This is a genomic window from Arthrobacter sp. JDC6 (assembly GCF_056484025.1).
In genome coordinates, this window is record NZ_CM151278.1 from 1,974,937 (window position 1) to 2,001,531 (window position 26,595).

Consider the following 26,595-nt stretch of genomic DNA (forward strand, 5'->3'; position numbering starts at 1 on the left):
ATCCCGGGGCCGGGTGCGCCCGGGCCCGGTCCGCAGGGAAGGAGACCCATGCACTCCAAGGAGTTGTTGCTCGAGGCGTTTGACCGCCTCCCCGGCCTGGTGGGGCAGGTACTGGACGGGCTGGATGAGGAGCAGCTGCAGCTGCGTCCTGCAGGCCAAGGCAATTCCATCGCCTGGCTGGTCTGGCACATGGGACGGGTGAAAGATGCGCAGGTTGCGTCCGCCTCGGGATTGGAGCAGGTCTGGAAGGCCGAAGGATTCGTAACCCGCTTCGGGCTCCCGCTGGCGGACAGTGATACGGGCTACGGCCACTCAAGCCAGCAGGTGGACGCAGTCCGCGCGCCCCGGGAACTCCTGCGGGAGTATTACCTGGCCGTTCACCGGCAGACTGCCAGGGTCCTGGAAGGTATCGGGGATTCCGACCTGGACCGTGTGGTCGACAGGCGCTGGGATCCGCCCGTCACCCTGGGCGTGCGGCTGGTCAGCATCCTGGGGGACTGCCTTCAGCACGGCGGCCAGGCCGCCTACGCCAAAGGGTTGCTTGCAGCGTCAGATTCCAACGGTGCGTGAACTCGTAGTGCTGGGCACTGCGTCCCAGGTTCCCACGCGGACCCGCAACCACAACGGCTACTTCCTGCGCTGGGACGGCGAAGGGCTGCTTTTCGATCCCGGCGAGGGTACCCAGCGCCAGATGATCCATGCGGGAGTGGCGGCGGGCGCCATCACCAGGATCTGCCTTACGCACGTGCACGGGGACCATTGCTTCGGCCTTCCCGGGGTGCTCTCCCGGATGGTTTTGGACGGCGTGGCGCACCCGGTCCACCTGCATTATCCGGCGTCCGGTGACCAGGTGGTCAGGGCCCTGGTGGGTCTCAGCCCGCCCGGGCTTGACGTGAGGCTCCATCCACATGGCGGCGCCGGTGCCGTGGCGGACAGGCTTGAGGTCCGGCCCCTCAATCACCGCATCGAGACATACGGCTACCTGCTCACCGAGCCAGATGGCCGCACGTTCCTGCCGGAGAGGCTGCGGGCGGCGGGCATCGAAGGGCCCGACGTGGGCCTGCTGCAGCGCGAAGGGGTCCTCGGAGCGGCCAGGCTGGAAGAGGTCAGTATTCCCAGGCCGGGCCAGCGCTTCGCTTTCATCATGGATACCGCACCGTGCCACGGTGCCGAAGAACTGGCAGCAGGCACGGACCTGCTGGTGGCCGAGTCCACGTTCAGTGACGACGACGCGGCCTGGCCCGGCAATACCTGCACCTGACCGCCGGGCAGGCAGGGGAACTTGCGGCGTCCGGGAAGTCCCGGATGCTGGTGCTCACCCACTTCTCCGCACGCTATGGCGACGGCGTCCCGCACCTCGCGGAGCAGGCACGGGCGCAGGCTCCGGGAACCACGGTCATTGCCGCTGAGGACCTGCAGCACATTGCCGTTCCCCGCCGCCGGCAACCGGCACGGGAAGCAGCGGGCGGAACTACGGCGATAGGGTTAAGCCATGACGGCAGCAGCTGAATCCACGGTCACTTTTGACGGCCGTTTCGCCCGGGAACTGTCGGAACTCGCCGTTCCCTGGCAGGCCGAGGAAGCCCCCAGCCCCGAGCTCCTGGTCCTGAACGACAGGCTCGCACGCGACCTGGGCCTGGACCCAGGGTACCTTCGCAGTCCCGAAGGGGTGCGGCTCCTGGTGGGCAACCACGTTCCGGCGGGCGCCACCCCGGTGGCGCAGGCCTACGCGGGCCACCAGTTCGGCGGCTACTCTCCGCTGCTTGGCGACGGACGCGCCCTGCTGCTTGGTGAGGTCACGGACAAAGGCGGCCGCCTCCTGGACCTCCATCTCAAAGGCTCGGGGCGCACGCCGTTTGCCCGCGCCGGGGACGGACGTGCCGTCGTCGGGCCCATGCTCCGTGAGTACGTGGTAAGTGAAGCCATGCATGCCCTGCACATTCCCACCACCCGCTCGCTCGCCGTCGTGGCAACTGGCCGGCAGGTCAGGCGTGACGGCATGCTGCCCGGTGCGGTCCTGGCGCGGGTTGCCGGCAGCCACCTGCGCGTCGGCAGCTTCCAGTACGCGCGGGCCACGGAAAACTTCGAGCTGCTGAAGCGGCTGGCGGATTTCGCCATCGGCAGGCACTACCCGCACGCTGCCGGCGCCCCAAACCCCTACCTGGAGTTGTTCGCCTCGGTGGTCTCCGCCCAGGCGGACCTGGTGGCCCGGTGGATGCTGGTGGGGTTCGTGCACGGGGTCATGAATACGGACAATATGACCATCTCAGGGGAAACCATCGACTACGGCCCGTGCGCGTTCATGGATGTGTTCAATCCCGCCGCTGTCTACAGTTCCATCGACGTCAGCGGACGCTACGCCTACGCCAACCAGCCGGTGCTGGCCGAATGGAACCTTGCACGGCTGGCGGAGGCAATGCTGCCGCTGATCGACGGGGACCAGGAAAAGGCGGTTGCCCCCGCGGTGGAGGTACTTGGCGGATTCCGCGGACAGTACAGCCAGGCGTGGTCCGGCGGCATGAAGGCCAAGCTGGGCCTGTCGGGGGATGCGGACAGCGACGCCGCCTCCGCCCTGGTGGACGGTGCCATTGCCATCCTGAAGGACGGGCCGGTGGACTACACCTTGTTCTTCCGGAACCTGGGCAAGGCCGCGCGGGGGGACCTCCGTCCCGTGCGCGGCATGGTCCTGGACCTTGAAGCGTTCGACGCCTGGGCGGAGCGGTGGCAGGCCCTGGGGCCCGACGCGGAACTGATGGACAGCGTGAACCCTGCCTATATTCCGCGGAACCACCTCGTGGAAGAGGCGCTGTCCGCCGCCACTGACGGAAACCTGGCTCCCCTGCAGCAGTTGCTCGAGGCCGTCGGCAGCCCCTTCGCCGAGCGGCCGGGCCTGGAACGCTACGCCGAAGGTGCCCCTGAGGATTTCGGCACCTACATGACCTTCTGCGGGACGTGACTGTTCAGCGGTACGGTGCGGAAATGACAGGAGGGCGGCAGCCGGGAATACCCGGCTGCCGCCCTCCTGTCTAAGAACAGCTTTGCTGTTTAGTACCAGCCTGCTGCTGCCAAAGCGTTGCGAAGGCTAGGCTACGCGGACTGCGGAGTAGCCGCCGAGCCAGCTGATGGAGTGGACCTCGGTGCTGTAGCCGTTGACGCCGCCGCTCACAACCTGGCCGTTGCCGGCGTACACGCCCACGTGGCCGGAGGTGATGATCAGGTCGCCGGGGGCGGGAGCGCCGACAACGGTTCCGTACTGGAAGAACTGCGTGGGGGCCAGGTCGCCGACGGACTTGCCGACGGAGCGCAGGGCCTTCTCAACCATTGCGGTGCAGTCCTGGTTCACGCCGACCTGGCTGTAAGCGGATGCCAGGATGGCAGCGCCGGTCCCGGTGCCGGTGGACGCCGCCGGGGCGGCTGAGGCGTAGGACATGTTCATGCCGGTGTTTGCCGGTGCGGTTGTGGCTGCCGTCTGGACGGGAGCTGCTGCCGGCGCCGGGGCTGCGGTGTGGCCAGCGCCGGGGATCTGGATCTGGTCACCGGGGTAGATGATGGAGGACAGTCCCAGTCCGTTGGCGGCCAGGACGTCGTTGAGGCTGACGCCATGGGCGGCCGCGATGGCCCCGATGGTGTCGCCGGACACCACCGTGTGGACGGTTCCTGCTGCTGCGACGGGTGCTGCTGCCGGGGCAGGTGCGGAGTATGCCTGGACGCTGGTGTTCTCAGTGGTGTCCGGGCCGGTGACACCTGCATGGGCCGGGGCTCCGACGCCAAAGGCAATACCGGACGCTGCAGCAACGGCAAGCGCCGGACGGCCCAGCGAACGGGCCTGGGACTTGGCGGTTACGGCGAGGCCCTCGAGCGCAATGGAGCGGGCCGGAGTCGCGCGGTGACGGGCAGTGGTGGAAATTTTTGACACAGTTGATCGCCTCTCCCATGCCTGCGGGGTGAGCTGTCGGGTTCGGGCTGGAGATACCCGGCCGGTAGCTGGCTCCGCGGGCGGAGGCGCTAACGACTTAACCCCAAGGCCACATGTGGCCGTAGAAACTTGGTTCCCCCGTCCCTGCCAAACGGAAAGCGGTTGAATCCCATGATCAGCGGCAGGGCTCGGCATGCTGACGGGAATGTCCCGTCTGAGAGGGACACCAAACGACCATAACCCGCGCTGCCCCCGATTGTCACATTTGGATAACATACGAGGCTCCCCTCTCAATTGCGCAAACGTCTTGATGTACTTCGCATTTCGGGCGGTGACCTCGACCGATGCAGGCAGGGTCTTTATCGCTGCAAACGGTAACAATGTGGCCACGGACGCGCCCTCGGGGGCCGCGCCGGACGGTAAGCTTCGGGACTATGCCCCTGTTCGTGACCAGCCGAGGGATCCCGCTCCTCGGTGGCGTGCTGGCCATCGCCCTGGCCGCCGCCACCGTGCTGCCGGCCGCAGCGGAGGAGCCGCCGCCCGGCGGATATCCCTCCTGGTCGGATGTGCAGCAGGCGCAGTCGTCCGAAGCGGCAAAAGCTGCAGAAATTGCCACCATCGACGGGCTCTTGACCGGCCTGCAGGCGCAGTCGGAGGCAGCCGGGGACGCAGCCGTACGGTCGGCCGCCGAATACGCTGCCGCGGATGCAGAGCTCCAGTCAGCCACATCACGCCTGGAAACCCTGTCCGCACGGGCCGCCCGCGCAAACGACGAAGTGGCCCGGTACCGGAAGGACCTCGGCGCCCTGGCCGTGCAGTCGTACAAGACAGGCGGGACCAACGCCGGGTTCTTCGTGGCGCTGGACGCCCTGGGGACCAACAGCGTCCAGGGCCTCAACCTCGTCAAGCTCGTGGGGGACAAGACGGCCGCGTTGGTGGTCAAGGCGGCGGCGGCCGGAAAGGTATCCGCTGCCCTGGTGGAGCAGGAAAAGGTTGCCAGGAGCGAACGGGAGCGCCTGTCCGGGGAGGCAAAGGCAAAAGCCGGGGCAGCCAGTTCCGCCAGGGACGCACTGGCACGGCAGGTGGCCGAGGAGCAGCGGCACGGCGGCGAGCTAACGGCCCAGCTTGCCGCCCTGAAAGGGACGACGGCGGCGCTTGAGGGGGAGTACCGCCAAGGCCAGGCTGCGCTGGCTGCCTACGAGGCGGCCCAGGCGGCCAAGCGCGCCGCAGCGGAGGAGCAGGCCCGCCGCCAGGCCGAAGCGGCCGCCAGGGCCGCCGCGGCGGCCGCCCAGCAGCCCAGGCCGCCCGCACCAGCCGCCCCAGCCGCCGTGGGCGGCAATCCTGTCCCGGTGAATCCAGCCCCTGCCAATCCTGTCCCGGCCAACCCTCCGCCGGCCAACCCTCCGCCGGCCAACCCTGTCCCTTCCGTTCCGGAGGCGCCGCCAGCCGAGCCGGCCCTTCCCAGCCCGCCCGCCGTCGTCGTGCCTTCCATTCCCGGTGGAGCGGTCAACGATCCGGCAGGGGCGAAAAGCTACGCGTCCGGACGCCTTGCCGCTTTCGGCTGGGGCCAGGACCAGTTCCTGTGCCTGGCCCAGTTGTGGACCAAGGAATCCAACTGGCTGACCACCGCCACCAACGCGTGGTCCGGGGCCTACGGAATTGCCCAGGCACTGCCGCCCGGCAAGTATGCCAGCGCCGGGAGCGACTGGCTGACCAGCTACCGGACGCAGATCGAATGGGGCCTGGGCTACATCCGTGACCGCTACGGGTCGCCCTGCGGGGCATGGAACCATTCCGTATCCCTGAACTGGTACTGACTGACGCGCTAGGCTTTCCCCATGCCAGATTTCGAACGGTTCCGTGCACTGCTCGAAGATGAGCGGACGCGGCGGATGGCGCTGCTGCCGGCGCTGCGGGCGGACATCGACGCTGCGAATTCGGCCCGCCAGGACTCCAACGTCGACGACGAACACGATCCGGAGGGCGCCACGATCGCCTTCGAGCTGTCACAGGCATCGGCGCTGCTGAAACAAAGCTCGGCGGGGCTGGACCAGATTGAAGCTGCCCTGGCCCGGCTGGCCGCGGGGACCTATGGCATCTGTGCGGTGTGCGGGGAACCCATCGCCGAGGGCAGGCTGGAAGCCCGGCCCTGGACCCCGTTCTGCATCCACCACGCCTCCGCGGGGCGCGCGCGGTGACCGGCACGGCGGACGTGGTGTCCGCTGCGGCGGAATTTGTTGACCGTACCCTCCAGAATGAGGGCGCCTGGTACCGCGCGGACGACGTCGCACACCGCCTGGGCGGTGTGCTGGCCTCGTATGGTTCCTCCGTGGGCGCCGTCCGTGGAACTGTGCGCGACGCCCTGCGCAAATTCAAGGACCTGGACCACGACGCAAGCGTGATGCTGGCCTCTGCCCTCTGGGGACAGCCGGGGCCCGGCTCCCGCCCGGTTTTCGAGCGCCGCCTTGCCGCCGTGGTGCTGCTGCAGTCACGGGTGCGGCTCCTGCAGCATTCGGACCTGACCCGGCTGGAAGGCTTCCTCCGCTCCGCCCACACAGCGGATCTGACCGCGCCCCTGCTCTCCGATGTCCTGATGCCGCTGCTGGCAGGGCTGGGGGAGCGTGAACGGCAGCGGGCCCGCGGTGTGGTGGAACGGTGGAGCGGGGACCCGGACGCCCATCTTCAGGCGGCGGCCGCTGCCCTCATGAAGGAACTGACTTTCTAAAAGCGGACGAATGAAGGAGATCCACATGAATGAGCCGTTTGATCTTGGGCGATTTGTTGCCGCCCAAAACACCGGCGGAACCTATGACCAGGCGTTGGGGGAGCTGCAGGTCGGCCGGAAGTCCGGGCACTGGATGTGGTTCATCTTCCCGCAGATTGCCGGGCTGGGGCAGAGCGCCATGTCACGTAAATACGCCATCTCTTCACTGGCTGAAGCCCGGGCCTACCTGGACCACGAAGTCCTGGGCCCGCGGCTTCTCGAGTGTGCCACGGTCCTGGCCAACCATGCCGACCAGCCGGCCGAGGACATCTTCGGTGGCATCGACGCCAGGAAACTCCGCTCCTCCATGACACTGTTCCTCCGGGCAGCACCCGGAGAAACAGTGTTCAAGACTGTCCTGGCCCAGTTCTTCAACGGCGAGCCGGACCCTGCCACCGACGAGCTCCTGGCGGCGCAGGACGCAGCCGGCTGACCACACGGACCGGGGCAGCCGGAGCGCGGCTGGCTGTTAGGGCGTGGGGCTGCCGCCGTTGACGTTCAGCGTTTCGCCCACGACGTAGCTGGACTCCGGCGACGCCAGGAAGACGTAGGCGGGGGCCAGTTCGGCGGGCTGGCCGGCACGGCCCAGGGGCGTGGACTGGCCGAACTCCGGCAGCTGCTCCTTGGGCTGGCCGCTGCTGACCTGCAGGGGCGTCCAGATGGGGCCGGGGGCCACAGCGTTCACCCGGATGCCCTTGGGCGCAAGCTGCTGGGCCAGGCCCTTGGTGAAGTTGTTGATGCCCGCCTTGGTGGTGGCATAGTCCACCAGGGTGGGGGACGGGTTGTAGGCCTGGATGGACGTGGTGTTGATGATGGTCGAACCCGCAGGCATATGCGGCACGGCGGCCTTGGTCACCCAGAACATCGCGTAGACATTGGTCTTCAGGGTGTGGTCGAACTGCTCGTCGGAAATGTCCTGCAGGTCCTCTTGGGCCACCTGTTTCCCGGCATTGTTGACCAGGATATCCACCCCGCCCAGGACCGCCACCGCCGTTTCCACCAGGTCGCGGCATGCCGCCGAATCCTTGAGGTCAGCGGGCACCTTGACGGCCTTGCGGCCGGCCGCTTCAATGATTCCGGCGATGCGCGAGGCGTCCGCTTCTTCCTGCGGCAGGTAGGACAGCACGACGTCGGCGCCTTCCCTTGCAAAGGCGATCGCCGTCGCGGCCCCGATGCCGGAGTCCGCGCCGGTGACGATGGCCCGGCGGCCTTCCAGCCGGCCGGTGCCGCGGTAGGTCTCCTCGCCCAGGTCGGCCTTGGGTTCGAGTTCTGCATCCAGCCCCGGCTCGGGCTGGTGCTGCCTGGGCGGGGAGATTTTTTCGTAGGCCGTCACGGGATTGCGGAAGGTGTACTGGTCAGTCATGGTGGTCCTCCTGGTCGTGCGGACACGGGCTGGTTCGTCGCCCCGGGTACTGAAGCAGCCCGCGATTTGCGCCGTTACAGGAAGGCAAAAAGCTAAGCATGCTTACGGTTCCTAGCCTAGGCAGAGAGGCCGCCTCATGCCAAGCGGCGCGGCGGGTCAGTCACGCTGGACCGTGACCAGCCGGACCTCGGCCAACTGACCGCCGTCGACCGTGGCCTCCATGAACGTGCACGCCGGCTGGCGGCGGCGGTCCGTGGGCGACCCGGGGTTCAGCAGCCGCAGGCCGTTCGGCGACACCGTGTCCCACGGGATGTGGCTGTGGCCGAACACCAGGACATCGGCGTCGGGAAAGAGCGCATCGCACCGCACTTCGCGGCCCTTGGCCGGCCCCGTCTCATGGACCACCGCAAAGCGGACTCCGTCCAGGTTGGCAGTTGCCGTTTCGGGCAGGCGCCGGCGCAATTCGGGCCCATCGTTATTGCCAAAAACACCCAGCAGCCGGTTGCTCCGGCGTTCGAATTCGTCCAGCAGGGCTGCCTCCACCCAGTCGCCCGCGTGGAATACGACATCGGCATTTTCGACGGCGGACCACACCTGTTCCGGCAGGTCCCTGGCGCGTTTGGGTATATGGGTATCGGCGAGCAGGATGAGGTTCAACGGCATACCGGAATCCTGCCATGGTGCCCTGTTCCCACGCGGCCACGAGTCGTAATCTGGGGGCTGGGAGGTGATTGCCATGGAGGCAGCCCAAGGCGACCGTATTGTCGTGCACGGCAGGACCGTGGGGTCCTCGGACCGGCATGGGGTGATTCTTGAAGTCCGTGGCGAGGGCGGCAGCCCACCATATGTGGTCCGCTTTGACGACGGGCATGAAACCGTCATGTATCCCGGCGGTGATTTCGCCGTCGACCACGGAAACAAGACCTGACGGGGCCGGCGGGATTCCGCCCGCCCCCTGACCCGCCCCACCGCCTGGCCCGCCGGTGCTTCACCTGCGGGTGCTTCACCTGTCAGACTGGAGCGATGGATCTCTTTCCGTCCGCCAGCACGTCCTCCACTCCGCCGCCGCGCACCGGCCCGCGCGACCCGGGCGACGCATGGGTGGAGGGGGAACGCGGCCGGTACTGGGGCAGGTTCGGCGCGGCCGGCGTCCTGGCCTACGACCCCGGCAAAGGTGTGCTGCTGCAGCACCGCGCCGTCTGGAGCCACAACGGTGGAACTTGGGGCCTGCCCGGCGGGGCACTGCACCAGGGCGAGGAACCGGTCGACGGTGCCCTCCGCGAAGCCTACGAGGAAGCTGCCGTCCCGCCGGAGAGCGTGGAAGTGCTGTTCACCTCCGTGCTGGACCACGGCTACTGGTCCTACACCACCGTGGTGGTGCTGGTGCGGGAATCCTTCGAGCCCGTCATCAGCGATCCCGAAAGCATCGCACTGCTCTGGATTCCCACAGCCGAGGTGGACGCACTGGAGCTGCACCCCGGATTCGCGGCGTCGTGGCCGGACCTGCTGGCGCGGCTGGACACCCAGGATCCCTGCTAAGCCTTTCCTGGACTGCCCACCCTGGAAGTTGGACTGACGGACCGGGCTGCCCTGCGGGCGTGTGTAGGTATCCCTGGCGCGAAATTAGGTACCCGGTACTGGTGCTGCCCGCATGTGCAGGCCGTTATGCTCCAAGCTACGGCGAAGTCGGGGCTGCTTGATCTCTGGGCAGGTAAACCGGACAACCACCGTATTAGCCCTGACGTGTCCCATTTTTGGGGCCATCTCCGGTTGGCTGAATCTACATCCCAGCCACGAAGCAAGGTTGGTGAGCCAGTTGTCCATTCCTCTCCTGTCACCGGGTGCCACGTCACAGCCAGGCTTACTGCCGGGCCGGACTCCTGCGGGGGTCCAGATCCCTGCCACTACACAGCGACATCAATATCCTGCATTCTTCGGCATGGTGGCGCATGCGGCGCGGGAGCGCGTTCTCCCGGTACCCGGGCAGCGTGAGGACCAAGATGCCGCGCTCCGCCGCCGGTAGTGCCTTCGCCCGGCTTCGGGGCAGCCGGCCCCAGGATCCCCGTCATGCCCTGGCGCCCCAGGCAGGAGACACCATGACCGCCGTGCTCGATGCCCCCGGACGCAACGGTGGGCGCCTGCGGCCCCGCGATGTGGTCTTCGCACTGGCAGGTGCCGTATCGCTGGTGCTCGCCGCAGGGGCGGCCTCCACCGTGGACCTGCCCGTCAACAGCGACCTCGGGCTCGTTGCCGTCCTGCCCTATCCGTACTGGATAGGGCTCGTGCTGATCAATCTCACCTTCATCGCGGCGCTGCGGGGGGACGCCCGGGGCCCGGCGGGCCGCGCAGTGATGGTGTGGCTCCTCGCAGTGCTGGTTGTGGAGCTGTTTGGGACCGCAGCGTTTGTGACCGACATACCGCGGGGCGAAGTAGCGTTCAGGCATTTGGGCATTGCCGACGCACTATCAAGCACGCAGGTCATAGATCCTGACATTGACGCGTACTTCAACTGGCCGGGTTTCTTTGCCCTCCTGGCCACGGTCATCAAGGCATCCGGCCTCCAACCGGTGAGCATAGCCCTGTGGGCTCCTGTGTTCGACGTTGGGCTGTGGCTCATGGCCCTGGCAGTGCTTGCCCGGACCTTGACCGCTGATCCGCGACGGCGTTGGCTGGTGCTCTGGCTTTTTTGCCTGGGAAACTGGCAGGATCAGGACTATCTGTCCCCGCAGGCCTTCGCTTTCTTCCTGTACCTCATCCTGATCGCCCTGCTCGTCGGACCATTGGCCGCGAACCCCGGCACTTTCCGTGGCTTCCGGCCCGCCGACCTGGCGGTTTGGTGGCGGGGCCGGTCCCCCTGGGAGCAAAGGCCGCAGCACCGGGTGAGCGCTTTCGTGGTGGCCCTCCTGCTTGTCGCTGTGATCTGTGCAAGCCATCAGCTGACGCCCTTCATGATGCTCATTGCCATGACCGCCCTCAGCCTCAGTGGGCGTCTCTGGTCCAGCCGGCTGCCGCTGATCACTGCTGTGGTGCTTGTACTCTGGCTGGTTTACCCGGCAAGTGCCTATCTCATTGGACACCCGCCCCTTGAGGACGCAGGATTCCAGGGTGCGGTTGCGGCTAATGTCGTTGACCGCGTCACCGGGACCCCGGGCCATTCCCTCGTCGTGAAAGTCCGAATGGTCCTGACCCTCGTGCTGTGGGTCCTCGCGGCGGCAGGGGCGGTACGGGACTGGCGTAGGAAGCGGCTTGACATCCGGGTGGTCCTGCTTGCAGTCACCCCGCTCCTGCTGTTCCCGATGCAGTCATACGGCGGGGAAATGCTCATCCGCGTCTCCCTGTTCGCGCTGCCCTTCGTCGCCCTGCAGGCGTCCTCGGCCCTGCTGCCAAGGGAGGGCGGCACGCGCCTTCCTTTCCTGGCCGTGTTGGCCCTCGTGCCCACCTTCCTGCTGCTGACCTTGTTGATCGAGACCAGCAGGTTCGGGAATACGAAGTTCGACATCTTCACCGACAGTGAGATGGCCGCCGTGGCCGAAGTGGAGAGGATCGCGCCTCACGGAGCGGCCATTATTTCCGCTGCCCACCCCACACCATGGCGCAGCGATGCCTACCTGGAACACCGGTACCGGACCATGGACGAGTTGTGCCGGCGGGACTTGTCAGCAGCGAGCTGCGGCCCAATCTTCTATAACTACGGCCGGCACAACCCTGCCGGCGCCTTCGTGCTGCTCATGCGGTCAACAGAGGCAAGCCTCGAGCTCCAGGGCCAGAGCACCGAACGCAACTCCAAGGAATTGGAAGACTGGCTAAAGGCCCAAGGAGGCGTGGAGCTCATATTCAGTAACGCCGACGCCCGAATCTACCGGTTGCCGTCGCCCTGATCCTTTAGTAGCCCTCGCCGTACTCGGCGGTCACCAGGATGGGCAGGTGATCGGAGTTTCCGCGCGGCAGGGTTTCCACGCTGGTGATGTCCAGGCCCAGGGACGTGGCAAAGTCGAAATGACCCTTGAACACCTTGTACCTGGTGTAGGTCCGCCTGTTGCTCAGCGAGAGGGCGTACCCCGAGTTCTTCATATGCATGTCCAGGTTCTTGGTGAAGAACGGATAGTTGAAGTCGCCCACCATCAGGGTCATCAACCCCTTGCCCATGCTCAGCAGTTCGGCGTGGGCTGCGTGGATCTGCTTCCTGCGCAGCGAGTTCGATGCGGTCAGCGGGGCTGCGTGGAACGAGCCGATCACCAGTTCATGCTGGGTTTCGTTGTCCATCACCCGTGTTCCGATGAGCCGCTCATGGGCCGGGGCCAGCACCCGGTCATGCATGGATTTCTTTAAGGCGAAGGATTGCGTGTCCAAAGCCGTGAACCGGGTGGTGCGGTAATAGATGGCCAGCCCCAGCCGGTTGCCCTTGGTGACGTCGGCCAGGTGCAGGGGACCAAGGGTCTCCGGAAGATCGCTGGAATCCACTTCCTGGAGGCACAGCGCATCGATGTCATGGTTCCGTGCCAGGGCAAGAAGCTCGCCGCTGGCCTTGTGCTTGCGGAGGTTATAGCTGATGACGCGCATGGAACCTCTTTTGGGTTGCTGACAGGACCAGTTCCTGAGTCTAGTCCGATTGGCACCCGCACCCTCCAACATTTCGTGGCCTTGCCGCAGCGTGCCTTCCACGGCAGGAGGATAGAGTTAGTGCCAATTCACTGAAATTCCGTAAGGGGCCAGCCTTGACTGCAGACCTGTCCGAACTCGCCGGGGGCAACTTCTACTACCAGGACCTTGGCGGCGGCCTGTTCCGGTCCACCATCCACGCCCAGGGCGCCTGGAACGCCCACGAACAGCACATGGCTCCCGCTTCCGGGTTGATGGCAGATGTCCTGGAACGGCATCAGCCGCGCGGGGACATGCGGATGGCCCGGATCAGCTACGAAATCCTTGGGCTGATTCCCGGCGGCGAGTTCCGCATTGACACCACCACCCTGCGGCCCGGCAGGACCATCGAACTTGTCCAGGCCGAGCTGGTGGCCGGGGGCCGGACCGCGATCCGTGCCACCGGCTGGCGCCTGCAGACCAGTGACACCGCAGGGGTGGCCGCCGTCGAGGACGCGGCGATACCGGGGCCCGATGAATGCAAACCCTATGACGGCTCCGCCGTGTGGCCCGGAGGCTACATCCGGTCCCTCGAAATGCGGGTGGCCGAAGGGCACCGGCCGGGCGCCGGGAAAGTATGGCTCCGCACCGACCATCCGCTGACCGACCGGGCGGACAGCGGTGACTTCCCGCGGCTCATGGGTCTGGTGGATACCGCTAACGGCATTGCCGCCCGGGTACCTCCGGGCAAGGACAGCTATGCGTTCCCCAACCTGGACCTGCAGATCCACATGTACCGCAGGCCCGAGGGGGAGTGGCTGGGGCTGGACAACGCGGTGTCGTTCGGCCGCGACGGGATCGGGCTGACCTCCACCGTGCTGCACGACCGGCAGGGCCCGTTCGGCCGCGCTGAACAAATCCTGACCCTGCGCAAATCCTGACCCTGCGCACGTCCTGACAGTACGCGGGCGGTGGCCGGCTGCTGGGTGTCCGCGGGCAGCATCCTTGCTCCTGGTATGGTGCGCGGCGTATATCGCTGAGTATCGTTGTATATCGTTCGCGATCGGCAAAGGAGTTCATCATGCGTGCTTCACACCCCACAGGGGGATTCGGCGGAAACAATCTGGACGGCATGTGGCAGGCCGTGGAGGAATTGCGCGCCCGTTTCGACAAACGGGTGGGAACCCGCGCCGGGAAGGGAGAGGTGCGGGCAGCGGTGCTGGCACTGCTCGCGGAACGGCCCATGCATGGGTACCAGATCATCCGGGAGATCGAGGAGCGCAGCGGCGGCAGCTGGAAACCGAGCGCGGGTTCTGTCTACCCCACGCTGCAGCTGCTGGCCGATGAAGGGTCCATCAGCGCCGAGGAATCCAACGGGCGGAAGATCTACTCGCTGACCGAAGCCGGCCGTGAGGAGGTGGCGGCCCAGCGGGGATCTGCGCCATGGGATCCGGCGGCCTCCATGGGCGGAGGCGGCATCGCTTCCCTTCCCAAGGCCGGGATTGAACTGGCCCAGGCTGCGGCGCAGGTAGGCCGAACCGGTTCAGCGGAACAGGTGCAGCAGGCAGTGGCGGTGCTGGACGAGGCCCGCCGCCGGCTCTACGCCATCCTCGCCCGGGACTGATCGGGTGTCGTCGATCCTCCATGCCAGGGACGACCCGCAGCGCCCGTTGAGGCAGCACCGCGGGCGCTACCGGCGGATCCTGCGCTTCGCCGCCTGGAACCTTGCAACCACGTGGTGGTTTGAGCTGTTCCTGCCGCGGATAGGGCTTGGTGGCGTCGCCGCCCGGACGCGCTCCCGGAGGATGCGGCAGTTTGCCCGGCGGTTCCATGATCTGGCCGTGGAACTCGGGGGCCTGATGATCAAGGTGGGCCAGTTCCTGTCCTCCCGGCTCGACGTCCTACCTCCGGAGATCACCAAAGAGCTCGAAGGGCTGCAGGACGAGGTGCCGCCGGTGGCCTTCCCGGGAATCGCCGCCCTGGCGGGACATGAACTGGGTGCACCGCCGGACCAGGTTTTCGCCTCCGTGGACGAGTCTCCGATTGCAGCCGCCTCGCTGGGACAGGCCCACCGGGCCCGCCTGAACCCGATGGATGCCGGGGACACTGGACTGGATGCCGTGGTCTTGAAAGTTCAGCGTCCGGGCATCGGCGCCATCGTCGACGTCGACCTTGCCGCGCTGCGGAAAGTGGCCGGCTGGCTCAGCCACGTCCGGCTCGTCTCCCGCCGCGCCGACATGCGGGCCCTGGTAGAGGAATTCGCCATGATCAGCCTGCAGGAGATTGATTACCTGCAGGAGGCAGTCAACGCCGAGCGCTTTGCGGCTGACTTTGCCGGTGATGACCGGGTGGCGGTACCGGAAGTTGTCTGGGAACGGACAACCCGCCGTGTACTCACCCTTGAGGATGTCACGGCCATCAAGATCACCGATGCCCGTGCGCTCCGTGCCGCGGGCATCGATCCCGCCACGGTGGCCCCGGTGTTTGCCGCCATCATGTTCGACCAGCTGTTCACCAACGGCTTCTTCCATGCGGACCCGCACCCTGGGAACATTTTCGTCACTCCCGTCCGTGCAGGCGCAGGCGAACGCCCCTGGAAACTGACGTTCATTGACTTCGGCATGATGGGCGAGGTTACCCCCTCCACGCGCAGCGGCCTGCGGAAGCTCCTGATCGCAGCAGCCGCCCGCGACGGCAAGGGACTCGTGGCGGCGATCAACGACGTCGGCGTCCTGATGCCGTCGGCGGACAGCGTGGGCCTGGAACGCGCCATGACCCAACTCTTTGCCCGCTTCGGCGGCATGGGCTTTGCCGAGCTCCGCGAAGTCGACCCCCGGGAGTTCCGGGATTTCGCGGTGGAGTTCGGCGACGTGGTCCGCTCGCTGCCGTTCCAGCTGCCGGAGAATTTCCTGCTGATCATTCGAGCCATGTCCCTGACCTCCGGTGTGTGCAGCGCGCTGGATGAACGTTTCAACCTCTGGGACTCGGTGGAACCCTACGCGGCGCAGCTGCTGCGCGACGAGCGCGGCAACGTGGTGCAGGACGTGGCCCGGCAGGCGCTCGATGCCGCCGGTATTGCCTTGCGCCTGCCCGGCAGGCTGGACGCGCTGGCCGGCCGGCTTGAGGAGGGGTCGCTGGAGGTGGCTGTTCCGCGGCTGGAGCGGCAGGCGGCGCGGCTGGAACGGGCGGGACGGCGCGCGGCCTCCGCCGTGGTTTTCGGTGCCCTGCTGGTGGCCGGCGCCATCGTCCGCGCCGACGACCTGGCGGCCGGGAACGCGCTGATGGCTGCGTCGTCCCTTCCGCTGCTGCACGCACTGTGGGCCGGGCGCCGGGTTCGTTAAGGCGGTTGCCGCCGTCGGGCGTAACCTAGGGATGGCCTGCCCGCACCCGACCCAGGAGTTTCGCAACAATGCACCACACCGGTACTGGACTCCGCACGCTTACCGTGGTGCGGCAGGACGTGTCCCTCGGCGCGGGCCGTGACCTTGAATTCGGCCTGGAGCTGCTGGCCAGGGCAAGGAGCGGCGGCATCGGCCCCACCCTGCGGCTGTACCGGCCGGCTCCCACTGTGGCGTTCGGGCAGCGGGACACCCGCCTGCCCGGCTTTGACGCCGCCGCCCGTGCCTGCCGGGACAACGGCTTCGAACCCCTGGTCCGGCGGGCGGGGGGACGCGCGGCCGCCTACCACCGTGGCACCCTTGTGGTGGACCATATCGAACCGGACGCGGACGCCGTCGCCGGTTCCAAAACCAGGTTCGGTTACTTCGGTGAGCTCTTTGCGCAGGCGCTGCGGGGCGTTGGGGTGCAGGCGGCGGTGGGGGAAATCCCAGGCGAGTACTGTCCCGGTGAATTCAGCGTGCATGGAACGGATCCAGCGGACAACTCCCGGCGGGTGAAACTGGTGGGTACCGCGCAGCGTGTGGTCTCGGGTGGCTGGCTCTTCAGCTCCGTCATCGTGGTGGAGGATTCCGCCCCGATCCGCAAGGTCCTCACCGACAGCTATGCCGCGCTCGGCCTGAACTGGGACCCGGCAACCGCCGGTGCCGCCAACGACCTGGTGCCCGGCCTTGACGTGGCAGCCGTTGAGCGGTCCCTGCTGGAAACATATGCGGGCCATGCCACCCTGGAAACTGCTTCCTTCAGCAGCCTGGGGGCATGACCCGCACTAAAGTTGCGGCGATGCCGCGTCTTGGGCCGGTCAGGCAGCCAGCCGGCTCTTGACCTCGGCAGCAGACGGGTTGGTGGCTGCGGAGCCGTCCGGGAAAAGCACTGTGGGAACCGTACGGTTGCCCCCGTTCAGCTGCTCCACGAGTTCGGCAGTGCCGTCCACCTCTTCGATGTTGACTTCCGTGTAGCCGATGCCCTGCGCGTCCAGCTGCTTCTTGAGCCGGTTGCAGTAGCCGCACCAGGTGGTGGAGAACATGGTGATGGTGCCGGATTCGGGAGTGAAGTCCACAGGGATCTCCTATACGTCGCTTGAAAGGTTTCCTTACCGTCAACCGTAGCGTGGCTGCCGGTATTCCCCGGTGCCTGACGCCTGGAACGGCGCCGGATGACAGTTTGTGGCAGCCGGTGGCAAGCTGGTGCCATGTGTGGACGCTACGTAATGGCACGCGCCGTGGGGGACCTGCTGGCTGAGTTCGATGCCGAGCTGGAGAGCGAGGTGAGCATCCCGCCGTCGTGGAACGTGGCACCCACCGATGCCGTCCCCATCGTGCTGGAGCGCCTGGTGGATGACAGTGCCGCGCCCCGGCAGGTGCGCCAGCTGCACGTGGCACGCTGGGGCCTGGTCCCGTCCTGGGCCAAGGACCCCGGAATCGGTTCCCGCATGATCAACGCCCGGAGCGAATCGGTGCTGGAGAAGCCGGCGTTCCGGAAGGCAGTCCAGTCCCGCCGCTGCGCGGTCCCGGCCGATGGCTACTACGAATGGAAGCAGGGACCTGGGAAGTCGAAGCAGCCCTACTACGTGCACCCGGGCACGGACCACGGGCTGGTCTTCGCCGGCCTCTACGAGTGGTGGAAGGACCCCTCCGTTCCCGAAGGGGATCCGGGCCGCTGGCTGCTCTCAACGTCCATCCTCACGGCAGACACGCCTCCGCCGGGGTCTGAATCCACCATCTTCGGGAAGCTGACGGAGCTGCACGACCGCGTCCCCCTGCCCATGGACAGGGACACCATGGAGGCATGGCTGGATCCGCAGGCGGATGACGCCGCCGGACTCGTGGACCTGGTGCGGTCCGGCGTCAAGAATGCCGCGGCCGACTGGCGGGTGGAGTCGGTGGGCAAGGAAGTGGGCAATGTCCGCAACAACGGCCCCGAACTGATCCGCCCGGTCGAAGCCCTGTTCTAGCTGCCCTGTTCCAGCGCCCTGTTCTAGCGGCCTGTTTTCCCAGCCCTGTTTTTCAGCCCAGCTCCAGCAGCCGCACCCCATGGTGAGGCCGGGGATCAGACGGTGACCCTGCCGGCGTCGTCCACTGCCCAGGTGGGGTTGTACGCCACTTCCCAGCGGAACCCGTCGGGGTCGGCAAAATAGCCCGTGTAGCCGCCCCACGGCTGGGTGACCGGCTCGGCAATGATGTCAGCGCCGGCCTCCGCGGCCTCTTCCATGACCCTGTCCACGTCCCCGGGACCGGCGACGTTGTGGCTGAGGGTGATGCAGGGGATGCCGGCGGGAGGGCTGGTGCCCGCTTCGGCCTGCATTTGGCGGACGTCCCACAGGGACAGCACCAGGCCGTGGTTCACCTGGATGAACAGCACTTCCCCGGCAACCTCACGGTGGACCGGCCAGCCAAGGCCATCAACGTAGAAGTCGCGGGATGCCTGAACATTGCGGACTCCGAGGGAGATAAAGTCGACTCTTGGCTCCATGCTTCGATACTGTCAGATGATGGCGACAATTCAAGGAAACGATAGGGATGCCCGGGCCGACAAGGAACAGCTCGCTGCCGTTCGGGTTGCCGTTGATGAGGTGGATGAACAGATTGTCACCCTCATTGCCCGCCGCGAACGGCTGATCAGGATCGCCGGGACCCTCAAGGGTGATGACGCAGAGGTGCGTGCCCCGGGCCGGGTGGAGCGGATCATCGAGCACGTCCGGTCCGCCGCAGAGAAAAAGGACATCGATCCGGACATCGTCGAAGCAACCTACCGGGCGATGATCTCCGCGTTTATTGAACTTGAACTGCGGATCCACAAAGAAAACAGCTGACCTGTTCCGGGGGCTGGCGGAGGAGCCCTAAAGGGCTTCCTCCACCGGCACCCCGTGCTGGAACTCCCGGCCGTCCGCCTCACTGAAGGCTGACAGGACATGGCCCTGCCCCAGCCCGGTCAAGGCCGTCGCGGGAAAGCTCCCGGTAATGCTGTTGTCCGAGTGGGACACTCCCGACAGGTCGTAGTCTTCCTCGATTCCCTGGTCCCGGTTGAACGAGTAGCAGGCGATTGCCTCCCCGTTCATGAACTCAATGCACAGCCGTCGTTGCATGGAATAATCCGGCGAGGCTCCCATCAGGCCCACCACATAGGCCCCGGAGTCCGGAATGGTGCCGTCGATGTCGAACCGTGCAACCAGGGTGGAGTCCTGGGTCTTGATGCTTGCCTGCTTCAGGAGTGCGTCATCGGTACTCATGCCATCATCCTGCTCCCTGCCGCACGCTCCGTCCACCCCCGCCTATGTTTTGCTGCCTCCCCGGCGTAGACTGGATTCGTTCGAATACATATTCGAATAAGGGTCAAAATCTGCAGCTGCAGGGAGGCGCACGTGGGCATGTTCAGCGAGTCCGTTGACGTGGTGTGCTCCGCTTCCGGGCAGCCGGAATCCCTGACGTGGGCAGGAACGTCATACATCGTCTGTGCCGAACCTGTCCGCTGGTATGAACGCCGGCAATGGTGGGCAGAGGATACCCGGGCTCCGCTGGGAAGCGGACCGGGCGTGGTGGACCACGAAATCTGGCGGGTCCAGGTACTGCCTGCCAAAGTGGCGTCCCGCCCGATGGGGCCAGGAGAACCTGCCGTTGCCGAACCCCTCACCCTTGACCTGACCCGCCATATCCGCAGTGGCCGTTGGCGGCTGCTGCGGATCCATGACGGCCTTCGCCCCAAAACCGCATGAATCCCCACCTCCCATCACCATGAGCTTTACCCACCTCCACGTTTCCACGGCATTTAGTGCCCACTACGGTGTCTCCTGGCCTGAAGAGCTGGCAATGGCGGCCGCAGCCGACGGCGCAACGGCCCTTGCCTGCACCGACCGGGACGGGCTGTACGGCACCATCAAGCACCTCAAGGCCTGCATGGCGGCGGGCATCGACCCCATAGTGGGGGTGGACCTTGCAGTATTTGACGACGACGGCGATCACCGCACACAGGTATCCGGCAGGGTGGTGGTGCTGGCCCGCGGCCACAACAACGGTGCCGGGTACCGTGCGCTGTGCCGGCTGGTTTCCGATGCCCACGCCAGGACCTCGGGGAAAGCCGGGGGAGCGGTGCCCGCCGCGGTCACCCGTGCCGAACTCGCCTCCCGCACCCTTGACCCCCAGACCCTCAAGCCGGTGCTGACCGTCCTGATTGGACCGGATTCCGACGTCGGACGGGCCATGGGTGGCCGGCGCTACCTGCGTCCACGGACCCTGTTCAAGCAATGGCTGGATGCCATGCCCGCTGGAACGGTCGTGGCGGAAATTGTCTCCCAGCTCAGCGCTCCGGGGACTCCCTTCAGCACCGCACATGCAGTCCGCATGCTCAGGCTCGCAGAGGAACACCACGTACCCGCCATCCTCACCAACGCCGTCAGGTACTGTGCCGCAGACGGCGCACCAACCGCCGACGTCCTGGATTCTGCCCGGACCCTGAAGTCCCTTCCGGAACTTGCAGGTGAACCGCTCCTGCAGCCCACCGGGCAGGGCTGGCTGAAAACCTCCGAACAAATGCTGGGACTGGGAAAGGAAATCATTTCCGCTGCCGGTTACGGTGCAGCAGACCTCAAACAGCTGATGGCGCAAACAGAGGCGCTCGCCGACCTCTGCCGGATCGACCCCAGCACCGATATGGGGTGGAAGCAGCCAGTGGTTCCGGAAGCATCGGTTATTGGGATCAGCCAGGATCCGCACGCCGAACTGATCCAGCGCTGCCATGCGGGAATCGGCAGGCGTTTCCCGGGGATCTCAGGAAAACCCGAACAGGAGATGCTGTCCCGGCTGGAGCATGAGCTTGGCATCATCCGGAACCTGGGTTTCTCCGCCTATTTCCTGACGGTGGCGGAGGTATCCCGCATGATCCAGGACATGGGGGTCCGGGCGGCCGCCAGGGGCTCAGGAGCCTCAAGCCTGGTCAACTACCTGATCGAGGTCAGCCATGTGAATCCCCTCCAGCATGACCTGATCTTTGAACGTTTCCTTTCCAACGACCGGGCCACCCTCCCTGACATTGACATCGATGTGGAAAGCGCGGAACGCCACAACGTGTACCACAGGATTTTTGACCGGTTCGGCCCGGAGCGCGTCACCCTGATGAGCATGCAGAACGGGTACCGGGCCCGGGGGGCGGTTCGCGACGCCGGGCTGGCGCTGGGCATGGACGACGGCGAGGTGGGGGAGATCGCCAAGCAGTTGTGGCGCTTCTCCGCCCGGAAGTTCCGTGAAGCACTGCAGGAAAAGCCCGAACTCCGGGAGTTCGCTGGCCGGGTGGAGCAGCGCGACACGGACGGGAACCAGCAGCTTGACCTCCTGGTGGACCTGACCGAACGCCTGGACCGGCTGCCCCGCCACATCTCCATGCACCCGTGCGGAGTGATCCTGGGCGATGCCACACTCCTGGACCGCACCCCGGTCCAGCCAAGCGGCCTGGGGCTGCCCATGAGCCAGTTCGACAAGCACGACATGGACCCCATGGGCATGCTCAAACTCGATGTCCTGGGGGTGCGCATGCAAAGCGCCATGGCCTTCGCAGTCCGGGAGATCATCCGCATCCACCCCAGCAAGAAGGACGTGGTGGAGGCAGGAAGGCACCCGGCAGGACCTGACGGAACAGGCCCTGACTACATCGCCGGGGACGGCCGGATCGACCTCAACGCCGTTCCCCTCGACGACGAACCGACATACCAGCTGATCAGGAGCACGCACACCCTTGGCTGCTTCCAGATTGAATCCCCGGGGCAGCGGGAGCTGATTGGAAAGATGGCACCCCGGGAGTTCAACGACCTCATCATCGATATTTCACTGTTCCGTCCCGGCCCCATGAAATCCGACATGGTGCGGCCCTTCCTGGAACACCGGCACGGGTTCGCCCCTGAGGTCTACCCCCACCCGGACCTTAAACCGGTGCTGCAGGAAACCCATGGGGTCACGGTGTTCCACGAACAGATCCTGAAAACCCTCGACATCATGACCGGCTGCGGGCTTGCCAAAGCCGACGAGTTCCGCAGGGCGCTGAGCAGCGACGACGGTGAAGCCAGGGTGGAGGAATACTTCCGGCGCAATGCAAAAACCAGGGGATACACCCCCGAAGTAGTGGACAAGGTATGGGGGACATTGAAGTCGTTCGCCAGTTTCGGCTTCTGCAAAGCCCACGGTGCTGCCTTCGCCGTCCCCACCTACCAGTCCGCCTGGCTTAAGACACACCACCCGGAAGCCTTCCTTGCCGGCTTATGGGAGCACGACCCCGGGATGTATCCCAAACGGCTGCTGGTGGCCGAAGCCCGCAGGCTCGGGATACCCATCCTTCCGCTGGACATCAACCGGAGCAAAGCTGAATACCGGGTGGAGCGGATCGAGTCCGGCCAGGACGCCGGCAGGCTGGGGATCCGGCTCAGCCTGAACGGGATCTACGGGCTGTCCGCAGCCGAATTGAAGCGGATAGTGGCAGGCCAGCCATATGACTCACTGGCAGACCTCCGCGCGCGCTCGCGGCTCAGCAAGCCAAGCATCAGGCGGCTCGCCCAGCTGGGAGCCTTTGATGCCCTGCACCGGGAAGCCGGGGGAACAGCCAACCGGGCCGACCTGGTGCAGCACCTGCAGCAGCTCCAGTCGGCCACTGGCGCGCGCAAAGGCGCCGACATCCTGGAGGGACAGCTGTCCCTACCCTTGGGCGATATTGAACTGCGCAACATCAAGCCCGGGCTTCCAGCCCCCACGCTGGTGGAAAACGTCCGGGCGGAACTGGACCTCATGGCCGTCGATGTCAGCACCCATCTGATGGAAAGCCACCGTCCCCTGCTGGAAAAGCTGGGTGTCACCACAGCCGATAAACTCCTCAGCCTGCGCAACGGGACCGAAGTGCTGGTGGCCGGGGTGCGGGTGGCAACCCAGACCCCTCCCATGCGCGGCGGACGAAGGGTGGTGTTCATCAGCATCGACGACGGCACCGGCTGCGTTGATTCGGTCTTCTTCCACGAAGCCCAGGAAAGTGCAGGGCCACTCCTGTTCGGCACCCGCCTGCTGCTGATCCGCGGCACCACCCGAAGGACCGGCCCCCGGGGGATCAGCCTGAGCGCAAGCATGGCCTGGGACCTCAGCCGCACCGAGACGCTGCCCTTCCCGGAGTCCTCGCCTGCGGCTGCCCAGGACGGCCCGCATCCCCTGGACGGCATCAGCAGGACGCTGGCGATTACCGGCTTTAACGGGTGAGCGTGCTGTGCGCCGCGTTGGTGGGCTCAACCGGAACCGATAGCATTGACGGTGGCTGGCTGTGGTCCCCGTATGCCACAAGCTATGAAGCCTCAACTTTGAATAGGAGACACCCGTGTCAGATGCCCAGCAGATCACCCTTCTCGTCGATGGCGAAGAGACCAAGGTGACTACCGGGACAACCGGTGCGGAACTCTTCTTTGAGCGCCGTGATGTTGTTGTGGCCCGCGTCAACGGCGAGCTGAAGGACCTGGACCAGGAACTGCCCGAAGGCGCCGAGGTGGAAGGCGTAACCATTGATTCGCCCGACGGCCTGAACGTCCTGCGCCACTCCACCGCCCACGTGATGGCACAGGCAGTGCAGCAGCTGCGCCCCGACGCCAAACTCGGCATTGGCCCCTACATCACCGACGGTTTCTACTTCGATTTCGACGTCGCCGAGCCTTTCACCCCCGAGGATCTCAAGACCCTCGAAAAGATGATGCTCAAGATCGTCAACCAGAACCAGAAATTCGTCCGCCGCGTGGTCAGCGAGGACGAGGCCCGCGAAGCCATGAAGAACGAGCCCTACAAGATCGAACTGCTCGGCAAGAAGAACGACGCTGCCGAGGCAGGCGAGGGCGTGAACGTCGAGGTCGGCGCCGGTGACATCACCATCTACGACAACGTGGAGCGCAAGGAAGGCACCACCGTCTGGTGTGACCTCTGCCGCGGCCCGCACCTGCCCAACACCAAGATGATCTCCAACGCCTTCGCGCTGACCCGTTCGTCGTCGGCGTACTGGCTGGGCAACCAGAAAAACCAGCAGCTGCAGCGCATCTACGGAACCGCGTGGCCCACCAAGGAAGCGCTGAAGGCATACCAGGAGCGCATTGCCGAGGCCGAACGCCGCGACCACCGCAAGCTCGGCTCGGAACTCGACCTCTTCTCCTTCCCGGACGAACTGGGCTCCGGGCTGCCCGTCTTCCACCCCAAGGGCGGCATCATCCGCAAGGAGATGGAGGACTACTCCCGCCAGCGCCACGTCGAGGCCGGCTACGAGTTCGTCTACACCCCCCACATCACCAAGGGCCACCTCTACGAGGTCTCCGGCCACCTGGACTGGTACAAGGACGGCATGTTCCCCGCCATGCACGTGGACGCCGAACTCAACGAGGACGGCACCGTGCGCAAGCCCGGCCAGGACTACTACCTGAAGCCGATGAACTGCCCCATGCACAACCTCATCTTCCGCTCCCGCGGCCGGTCCTACCGTGAACTGCCCCTCCGGCTGTTTGAATTCGGATCGGTCTACCGCTACGAGAAATCCGGCGTGGTCCACGGCCTCACCCGCGTCCGTGGAATGACACAGGACGACGCCCACATCTACTGCACCCGCGAGCAGATGAAGGACGAACTCACCAAGACCCTGACCTTTGTCCTGGACCTGCTCAAGGACTACGGCCTGAACGACTTCTACCTGGAGCTGTCCACCAAGGACCCGGAAAAGTACGTGGGCGACGACGCCACCTGGGAGGAAGCCACCAGAACCCTTGCCGAGGTGGCCCAGGAGTCCGGGCTGGAGCTGGTGCCCGATCCGGGCGGAGCGGCGTTCTACGGCCCCAAGATTTCCGTGCAGGCCAAGGATGCACTGGGCCGCACCTGGCAGATGTCCACCATCCAGCTGGACTTCAACCTGCCCGAACGCTTCGAACTGGAATTCCAGGCCGCCGATGGCAGCCGGCAGCGGCCGGTGATGATCCACCGTGCGCTCTTCGGCTCGGTGGAGCGGTTCATGGGCGTCCTCACCGAGCACTACGCCGGCGCGTTCCCCGCCTGGCTGGCTCCGGTCCAGGTGGTGGGCATCCCCGTGGCGGAGGCGTTCAACGAGTACATGTTCGACGTCGTCGACCAGCTTAAGGCCGAGGGCATCCGCGCCGAGGTGGATACGTCCTCGGACCGGTTCCCCAAGAAGATCCGCACCGCCAGCAAGGACAAGATCCCGTTCGTGCTGATCGCCGGCGGCGACGACGCGGAGGCCGGCGCCGTTTCCTTCCGTTTCCGCGACGGCAGCCAGGACAACGGCGTGCCCGTGTCGGAAGCGGTCAAGCGGATCACCGACGCCGTCCGCAACCGGACCAGCTAGCGAACGGAAGCAGCACAGTGCAGGAGAACACAGGCGCAGGATATCCAGGCGATGCCGGCGTTACCGACGACTTCGCCCTCGCCGGTGTCCCCGACGCCTTCCAGCGCCTGTGGACTCCGCACCGGATGGCCTACATCAAGGGCGGGCAGCACCAGTTCAAGAATGAGAACGACTGCCCGTTCTGCGTGGGCCCCGCCCGCACCGACGAAGAGGCGCTCATCGTCTACCGCGGCCGGACCTGCTACGTGGTGCTGAACCTGTTCCCCTACAATCCCGGGCACCTTCTGGTGTGTCCGTACCGGCATATTCCGGACTACACGGACCTCACGGTCGAAGAAACCGCCGAATTTGCCGACCTAACCCAGACGGCAATGCGGGTCCTGCGCAAGGTGTCCAATCCCGGCGGCTTCAACCTGGGCATGAACCAAGGGGTTGTGGGCGGAGCCGGCATCTCGGCGCACCTGCACCAGCACATCGTTCCGCGGTGGGGCGGGGACGGCAATTTCTTCCCCATCATCGCCCAAACCAAGGCCATCACCCAGACCCTTGACGAGGTCCGGAGACAAGTGGCCGAAGCCTGGCCCGGGGAGTCGGATGCTGAATAGGCATGCCCGCGGTTTTTTCACCGCACTGTTCACCCCGCTGGCCCGCTGGCTCCTGAAGATCGGTGTCTCCCCGGATGCGGTAACCATCCTCGGAACTGCAGGTGTTGCGGCCGGAAGCCTGGGCTTCTACCCGCTGGGGCAGCTCTTCTGGGGCACGCTCTTCATCACTGCTTTCATCTTCTCGGACGTCCTGGACGGCATCATGGCCCGGATGCAGGGTGTGAAGAGCCGCTGGGGGAACTTCCTCGACTCCACCCTGGACCGGGTTGCCGACGGTGCCCTCTTCGCCGGGGTGTCCGTCTGGTTCTTCACCGGCGGCAACAACATGGCCATCGCCGTGGCCGCCCTGCTCTGCCTTGTCCTGGGCATGGTTGTCTCCTACGCCCGGGCGAAGGCGGAGTCGCTGGGCTTCACGGCCAACGTGGGGATCGCCGAGCGGGCGGAACGCCTGGTATCCATCCTGGTGGTGACCGGCCTGACCGGCCTGGGCCTCCCGCCGGTGGTGCTCCTGGTCACACTGGTCCTCCTGGCGGCGGCCAGCCTCATCACCGTCGTTCAGCGCGTTGTCTCGGTACGCCGGCAGGCATTGGCAGAGCCCACGCCCGCAGATTAGACATGATTAAGC

At 66.0% G+C, this 26,595-nt stretch carries 27 protein-coding genes, 1 pseudogene and 1 riboswitch; of the genes and pseudogenes, 21 read left to right on the forward strand and 7 right to left on the reverse strand.

Annotated features, from left to right (window positions below):
* The first annotated feature begins 48 nt into the window (after positions 1 to 48).
* From ACV095_RS09255 to ACV095_RS09265, 3 genes and pseudogenes are all read left to right on the forward strand, one after another.
* Positions 49 to 570 carry a mycothiol transferase gene (locus ACV095_RS09255; RefSeq protein WP_478223321.1) on the forward strand — a complete coding sequence of 174 codons (522 nt, stop codon included), beginning with the start codon at positions 49 to 51 and terminating at the stop codon, positions 568 to 570.
* Positions 563 to 1,509 (forward strand): annotated as a pseudogene (locus tag ACV095_RS09260) (ribonuclease Z). Before ACV095_RS09255 ends, ACV095_RS09260 begins: the two are co-directional and overlap by 8 nt.
* On the forward strand, positions 1,493 to 2,956 hold the full coding sequence (locus tag ACV095_RS09265) for a protein adenylyltransferase SelO (RefSeq protein ID WP_018769372.1): 1,464 nt from the start codon (positions 1,493 to 1,495) through the stop codon (positions 2,954 to 2,956). The pseudogene ACV095_RS09260 and the gene ACV095_RS09265 overlap by 17 nt, the downstream one beginning before the upstream one ends.
* 126 nt (positions 2,957 to 3,082) lie before the next feature.
* Here the strand turns inward: ACV095_RS09265 and ACV095_RS09270 are convergent, their stop codons facing one another.
* Positions 3,083 to 3,916: a C40 family peptidase gene (locus ACV095_RS09270; RefSeq protein ID WP_478223322.1), complete on the reverse strand. Its 834-nt coding sequence runs from the start codon at positions 3,914 to 3,916 to the stop codon at positions 3,083 to 3,085.
* Between the two features lie 3 nt (positions 3,917 to 3,919).
* Positions 3,920 to 4,090, reverse strand: a riboswitch (cyclic di-AMP (ydaO/yuaA leader).
* 260 nt (positions 4,091 to 4,350) lie between these two features.
* Here ACV095_RS09270 and ACV095_RS09275 point away from each other — a divergent pair.
* Genes ACV095_RS09275 through ACV095_RS09290 form a run of 4 tightly spaced genes read left to right on the forward strand, consistent with a single transcriptional unit; the run spans position 4,351 to position 7,113 of the window.
* On the forward strand, positions 4,351 to 5,733 hold the full coding sequence (locus ACV095_RS09275; protein WP_478223323.1) for an aggregation-promoting factor C-terminal-like domain-containing protein: 1,383 nt from the start codon (positions 4,351 to 4,353) through the stop codon (positions 5,731 to 5,733).
* Between the two features lie 21 nt (positions 5,734 to 5,754).
* Positions 5,755 to 6,114, forward strand: a complete 360-nt coding sequence (locus tag ACV095_RS09280) for a TraR/DksA family transcriptional regulator (protein WP_478223324.1) — start codon at positions 5,755 to 5,757, stop codon at positions 6,112 to 6,114.
* On the forward strand, positions 6,111 to 6,641 hold the full coding sequence (locus tag ACV095_RS09285; protein ID WP_478223325.1) for a DNA alkylation repair protein: 531 nt from the start codon (positions 6,111 to 6,113) through the stop codon (positions 6,639 to 6,641). Before ACV095_RS09280 ends, ACV095_RS09285 begins: the two co-directional genes overlap by 4 nt.
* Before the next feature lie 25 nt (positions 6,642 to 6,666).
* Positions 6,667 to 7,113, forward strand: coding sequence for a DUF1810 domain-containing protein (locus tag ACV095_RS09290; protein WP_043424958.1), 447 nt, complete (start codon positions 6,667 to 6,669; stop codon positions 7,111 to 7,113).
* A 36-nt stretch (positions 7,114 to 7,149) separates the two neighbouring features.
* Here ACV095_RS09290 and ACV095_RS09295 read toward each other — a convergent pair whose 3' ends face one another.
* Together ACV095_RS09295 and ACV095_RS09300 are read right to left on the reverse strand one after the other, a co-directional pair.
* Positions 7,150 to 8,043 carry a glucose 1-dehydrogenase gene (locus ACV095_RS09295; protein ID WP_056390519.1) on the reverse strand — a complete coding sequence of 298 codons (894 nt, stop codon included), beginning with the start codon at positions 8,041 to 8,043 and terminating at the stop codon, positions 7,150 to 7,152.
* 156 nt (positions 8,044 to 8,199) lie between these two features.
* Positions 8,200 to 8,706: a metallophosphoesterase family protein gene (locus tag ACV095_RS09300; RefSeq protein WP_478223326.1), complete on the reverse strand. Its 507-nt coding sequence runs from the start codon at positions 8,704 to 8,706 to the stop codon at positions 8,200 to 8,202.
* A gap of 73 nt (positions 8,707 to 8,779) precedes the next feature.
* On the opposite strand from ACV095_RS09300, the gene ACV095_RS09305 reads away from it, so the two are divergent.
* From ACV095_RS09305 to ACV095_RS09315, 3 genes are all read left to right on the forward strand, one after another.
* Positions 8,780 to 8,971, forward strand: coding sequence for a DUF1918 domain-containing protein (locus ACV095_RS09305; RefSeq protein WP_026265782.1), 192 nt, complete (start codon positions 8,780 to 8,782; stop codon positions 8,969 to 8,971).
* A 95-nt stretch (positions 8,972 to 9,066) separates the two neighbouring features.
* A complete protein-coding gene (locus ACV095_RS09310; protein ID WP_144599780.1) occupies positions 9,067 to 9,582 on the forward strand; it encodes an NUDIX domain-containing protein in 516 nt (171 codons plus the stop codon).
* Positions 9,583 to 10,139: 557 nt separating this feature from the next.
* Positions 10,140 to 11,921: a glycosyltransferase gene (locus ACV095_RS09315; protein ID WP_478223327.1), complete on the forward strand. Its 1,782-nt coding sequence runs from the start codon at positions 10,140 to 10,142 to the stop codon at positions 11,919 to 11,921.
* Between the two features lie 4 nt (positions 11,922 to 11,925).
* On the opposite strand, the gene ACV095_RS09320 is transcribed toward ACV095_RS09315, so the two are convergent.
* Positions 11,926 to 12,603: an endonuclease/exonuclease/phosphatase family protein gene (locus ACV095_RS09320; RefSeq protein WP_018769361.1), complete on the reverse strand. Its 678-nt coding sequence runs from the start codon at positions 12,601 to 12,603 to the stop codon at positions 11,926 to 11,928.
* Between the two features lie 155 nt (positions 12,604 to 12,758).
* Between ACV095_RS09320 and ACV095_RS09325 the strand changes: the two genes are divergently transcribed.
* From ACV095_RS09325 to ACV095_RS09340, 4 genes are all read left to right on the forward strand, one after another.
* On the forward strand, positions 12,759 to 13,562 hold the full coding sequence (locus ACV095_RS09325) for a thioesterase family protein (protein WP_018769360.1): 804 nt from the start codon (positions 12,759 to 12,761) through the stop codon (positions 13,560 to 13,562).
* Positions 13,563 to 13,702: 140 nt separating this feature from the next.
* Positions 13,703 to 14,245 (forward strand): PadR family transcriptional regulator, encoded by a 543-nt coding sequence (locus ACV095_RS09330; protein ID WP_018769359.1) that lies wholly within the window; start codon positions 13,703 to 13,705, stop codon positions 14,243 to 14,245.
* Positions 14,246 to 14,249: 4 nt separating this feature from the next.
* Positions 14,250 to 15,962: an ABC1 kinase family protein gene (locus tag ACV095_RS09335; protein ID WP_377204791.1), complete on the forward strand. Its 1,713-nt coding sequence runs from the start codon at positions 14,250 to 14,252 to the stop codon at positions 15,960 to 15,962.
* Positions 15,963 to 16,030: 68 nt separating this feature from the next.
* Positions 16,031 to 16,780 carry a lipoate--protein ligase family protein gene (locus ACV095_RS09340; RefSeq protein ID WP_478223328.1) on the forward strand — a complete coding sequence of 250 codons (750 nt, stop codon included), beginning with the start codon at positions 16,031 to 16,033 and terminating at the stop codon, positions 16,778 to 16,780.
* A gap of 39 nt (positions 16,781 to 16,819) precedes the next feature.
* On the opposite strand, the gene ACV095_RS09345 is transcribed toward ACV095_RS09340, so the two are convergent.
* Positions 16,820 to 17,077, reverse strand: coding sequence for a mycoredoxin (locus tag ACV095_RS09345; protein WP_018769356.1), 258 nt, complete (start codon positions 17,075 to 17,077; stop codon positions 16,820 to 16,822).
* Positions 17,078 to 17,227: 150 nt separating this feature from the next.
* Here ACV095_RS09345 and ACV095_RS09350 point away from each other — a divergent pair, with 150 nt between their 5' ends.
* The gene (locus tag ACV095_RS09350) at positions 17,228 to 17,971 is read left to right on the forward strand and encodes an SOS response-associated peptidase (RefSeq protein ID WP_018769355.1); all 744 of its coding nucleotides are present in this window, start codon (positions 17,228 to 17,230) and stop codon (positions 17,969 to 17,971) included.
* Positions 17,972 to 18,066: 95 nt separating this feature from the next.
* Here the strand turns inward: ACV095_RS09350 and ACV095_RS09355 are convergent, their stop codons facing one another.
* Complete coding sequence (locus ACV095_RS09355; protein WP_018769354.1) at positions 18,067 to 18,489, reverse strand: VOC family protein; 423 nt, start codon at positions 18,487 to 18,489, stop codon at positions 18,067 to 18,069.
* A gap of 16 nt (positions 18,490 to 18,505) precedes the next feature.
* Here ACV095_RS09355 and ACV095_RS09360 point away from each other — a divergent pair, with 16 nt between their 5' ends.
* Entirely contained in the window at positions 18,506 to 18,829 is a 324-nt protein-coding gene (locus ACV095_RS09360) for a chorismate mutase (protein ID WP_043424939.1), read from the forward strand.
* Positions 18,830 to 18,856: 27 nt separating this feature from the next.
* Here the strand turns inward: ACV095_RS09360 and ACV095_RS09365 are convergent, their stop codons facing one another.
* Positions 18,857 to 19,246 carry a hypothetical protein gene (locus ACV095_RS09365; RefSeq protein ID WP_018769352.1) on the reverse strand — a complete coding sequence of 130 codons (390 nt, stop codon included), beginning with the start codon at positions 19,244 to 19,246 and terminating at the stop codon, positions 18,857 to 18,859.
* Positions 19,247 to 19,378: 132 nt separating this feature from the next.
* Here ACV095_RS09365 and ACV095_RS09370 point away from each other — a divergent pair, with 132 nt between their 5' ends.
* The 5 genes from ACV095_RS09370 (at position 19,379) to pgsA (ending at position 26,583) form a co-directional block, all read left to right on the forward strand.
* Positions 19,379 to 19,729 (forward strand): DUF6504 family protein, encoded by a 351-nt coding sequence (locus ACV095_RS09370; RefSeq protein ID WP_018769351.1) that lies wholly within the window; start codon positions 19,379 to 19,381, stop codon positions 19,727 to 19,729.
* Positions 19,730 to 19,748: 19 nt separating this feature from the next.
* The gene (locus ACV095_RS09375) at positions 19,749 to 23,240 is read left to right on the forward strand and encodes a DNA polymerase III subunit alpha (protein ID WP_144599777.1); all 3,492 of its coding nucleotides are present in this window, start codon (positions 19,749 to 19,751) and stop codon (positions 23,238 to 23,240) included.
* 115 nt (positions 23,241 to 23,355) lie between these two features.
* Complete coding sequence (thrS, locus tag ACV095_RS09380; RefSeq protein ID WP_056390502.1) at positions 23,356 to 25,365, forward strand: threonine--tRNA ligase; 2,010 nt, start codon at positions 23,356 to 23,358, stop codon at positions 25,363 to 25,365.
* Between the two features lie 17 nt (positions 25,366 to 25,382).
* Positions 25,383 to 25,970 carry an HIT family protein gene (locus ACV095_RS09385; protein WP_018769348.1) on the forward strand — a complete coding sequence of 196 codons (588 nt, stop codon included), beginning with the start codon at positions 25,383 to 25,385 and terminating at the stop codon, positions 25,968 to 25,970.
* Complete coding sequence (pgsA, locus tag ACV095_RS09390) at positions 25,960 to 26,583, forward strand: phosphatidylinositol phosphate synthase (RefSeq protein ID WP_134164696.1); 624 nt, start codon at positions 25,960 to 25,962, stop codon at positions 26,581 to 26,583. The genes ACV095_RS09385 and pgsA overlap by 11 nt, the downstream gene beginning before the upstream one ends.
* Positions 26,584 to 26,595 lie beyond the last annotated feature (12 nt).

Excerpts from the sequence above, each read along its gene's own strand:
- ACV095_RS09265 (WP_018769372.1), top strand. The coding sequence starts at position 1,493 with ATGACGGCAGCAGCTGAATCCACGGTCACTTTTGACGGCCGTTTCGCC.
- ACV095_RS09365 (WP_018769352.1), bottom strand. The coding sequence starts at position 19,246 with ATGAGTACCGATGACGCACTCCTGAAGCAGGCAAGCATCAAGACCCAG.
- pgsA (WP_134164696.1), top strand. The coding sequence starts at position 25,960 with ATGCTGAATAGGCATGCCCGCGGTTTTTTCACCGCACTGTTCACCCCG.
- ACV095_RS09255 (WP_478223321.1), top strand. The coding sequence starts at position 49 with ATGCACTCCAAGGAGTTGTTGCTCGAGGCGTTTGACCGCCTCCCCGGC.
- ACV095_RS09320 (WP_018769361.1), bottom strand. The coding sequence starts at position 12,603 with ATGCGCGTCATCAGCTATAACCTCCGCAAGCACAAGGCCAGCGGCGAG.
- ACV095_RS09290 (WP_043424958.1), top strand. The coding sequence starts at position 6,667 with ATGAATGAGCCGTTTGATCTTGGGCGATTTGTTGCCGCCCAAAACACC.
- ACV095_RS09315 (WP_478223327.1), top strand. The coding sequence starts at position 10,140 with ATGACCGCCGTGCTCGATGCCCCCGGACGCAACGGTGGGCGCCTGCGG.
- ACV095_RS09340 (WP_478223328.1), top strand. The coding sequence starts at position 16,031 with ATGCACCACACCGGTACTGGACTCCGCACGCTTACCGTGGTGCGGCAG.
- ACV095_RS09295 (WP_056390519.1), bottom strand. The coding sequence starts at position 8,043 with ATGACTGACCAGTACACCTTCCGCAATCCCGTGACGGCCTACGAAAAA.
- ACV095_RS09375 (WP_144599777.1), top strand. The coding sequence starts at position 19,749 with ATGAGCTTTACCCACCTCCACGTTTCCACGGCATTTAGTGCCCACTAC.
- ACV095_RS09305 (WP_026265782.1), top strand. The coding sequence starts at position 8,780 with ATGGAGGCAGCCCAAGGCGACCGTATTGTCGTGCACGGCAGGACCGTG.
- ACV095_RS09275 (WP_478223323.1), top strand. The coding sequence starts at position 4,351 with ATGCCCCTGTTCGTGACCAGCCGAGGGATCCCGCTCCTCGGTGGCGTG.
- ACV095_RS09360 (WP_043424939.1), top strand. The coding sequence starts at position 18,506 with ATGATGGCGACAATTCAAGGAAACGATAGGGATGCCCGGGCCGACAAG.
- ACV095_RS09300 (WP_478223326.1), bottom strand. The coding sequence starts at position 8,706 with ATGCCGTTGAACCTCATCCTGCTCGCCGATACCCATATACCCAAACGC.
- ACV095_RS09310 (WP_144599780.1), top strand. The coding sequence starts at position 9,067 with ATGGATCTCTTTCCGTCCGCCAGCACGTCCTCCACTCCGCCGCCGCGC.
- ACV095_RS09355 (WP_018769354.1), bottom strand. The coding sequence starts at position 18,489 with ATGGAGCCAAGAGTCGACTTTATCTCCCTCGGAGTCCGCAATGTTCAG.
- ACV095_RS09350 (WP_018769355.1), top strand. The coding sequence starts at position 17,228 with ATGGCACGCGCCGTGGGGGACCTGCTGGCTGAGTTCGATGCCGAGCTG.
- ACV095_RS09330 (WP_018769359.1), top strand. The coding sequence starts at position 13,703 with ATGCGTGCTTCACACCCCACAGGGGGATTCGGCGGAAACAATCTGGAC.
- ACV095_RS09280 (WP_478223324.1), top strand. The coding sequence starts at position 5,755 with ATGCCAGATTTCGAACGGTTCCGTGCACTGCTCGAAGATGAGCGGACG.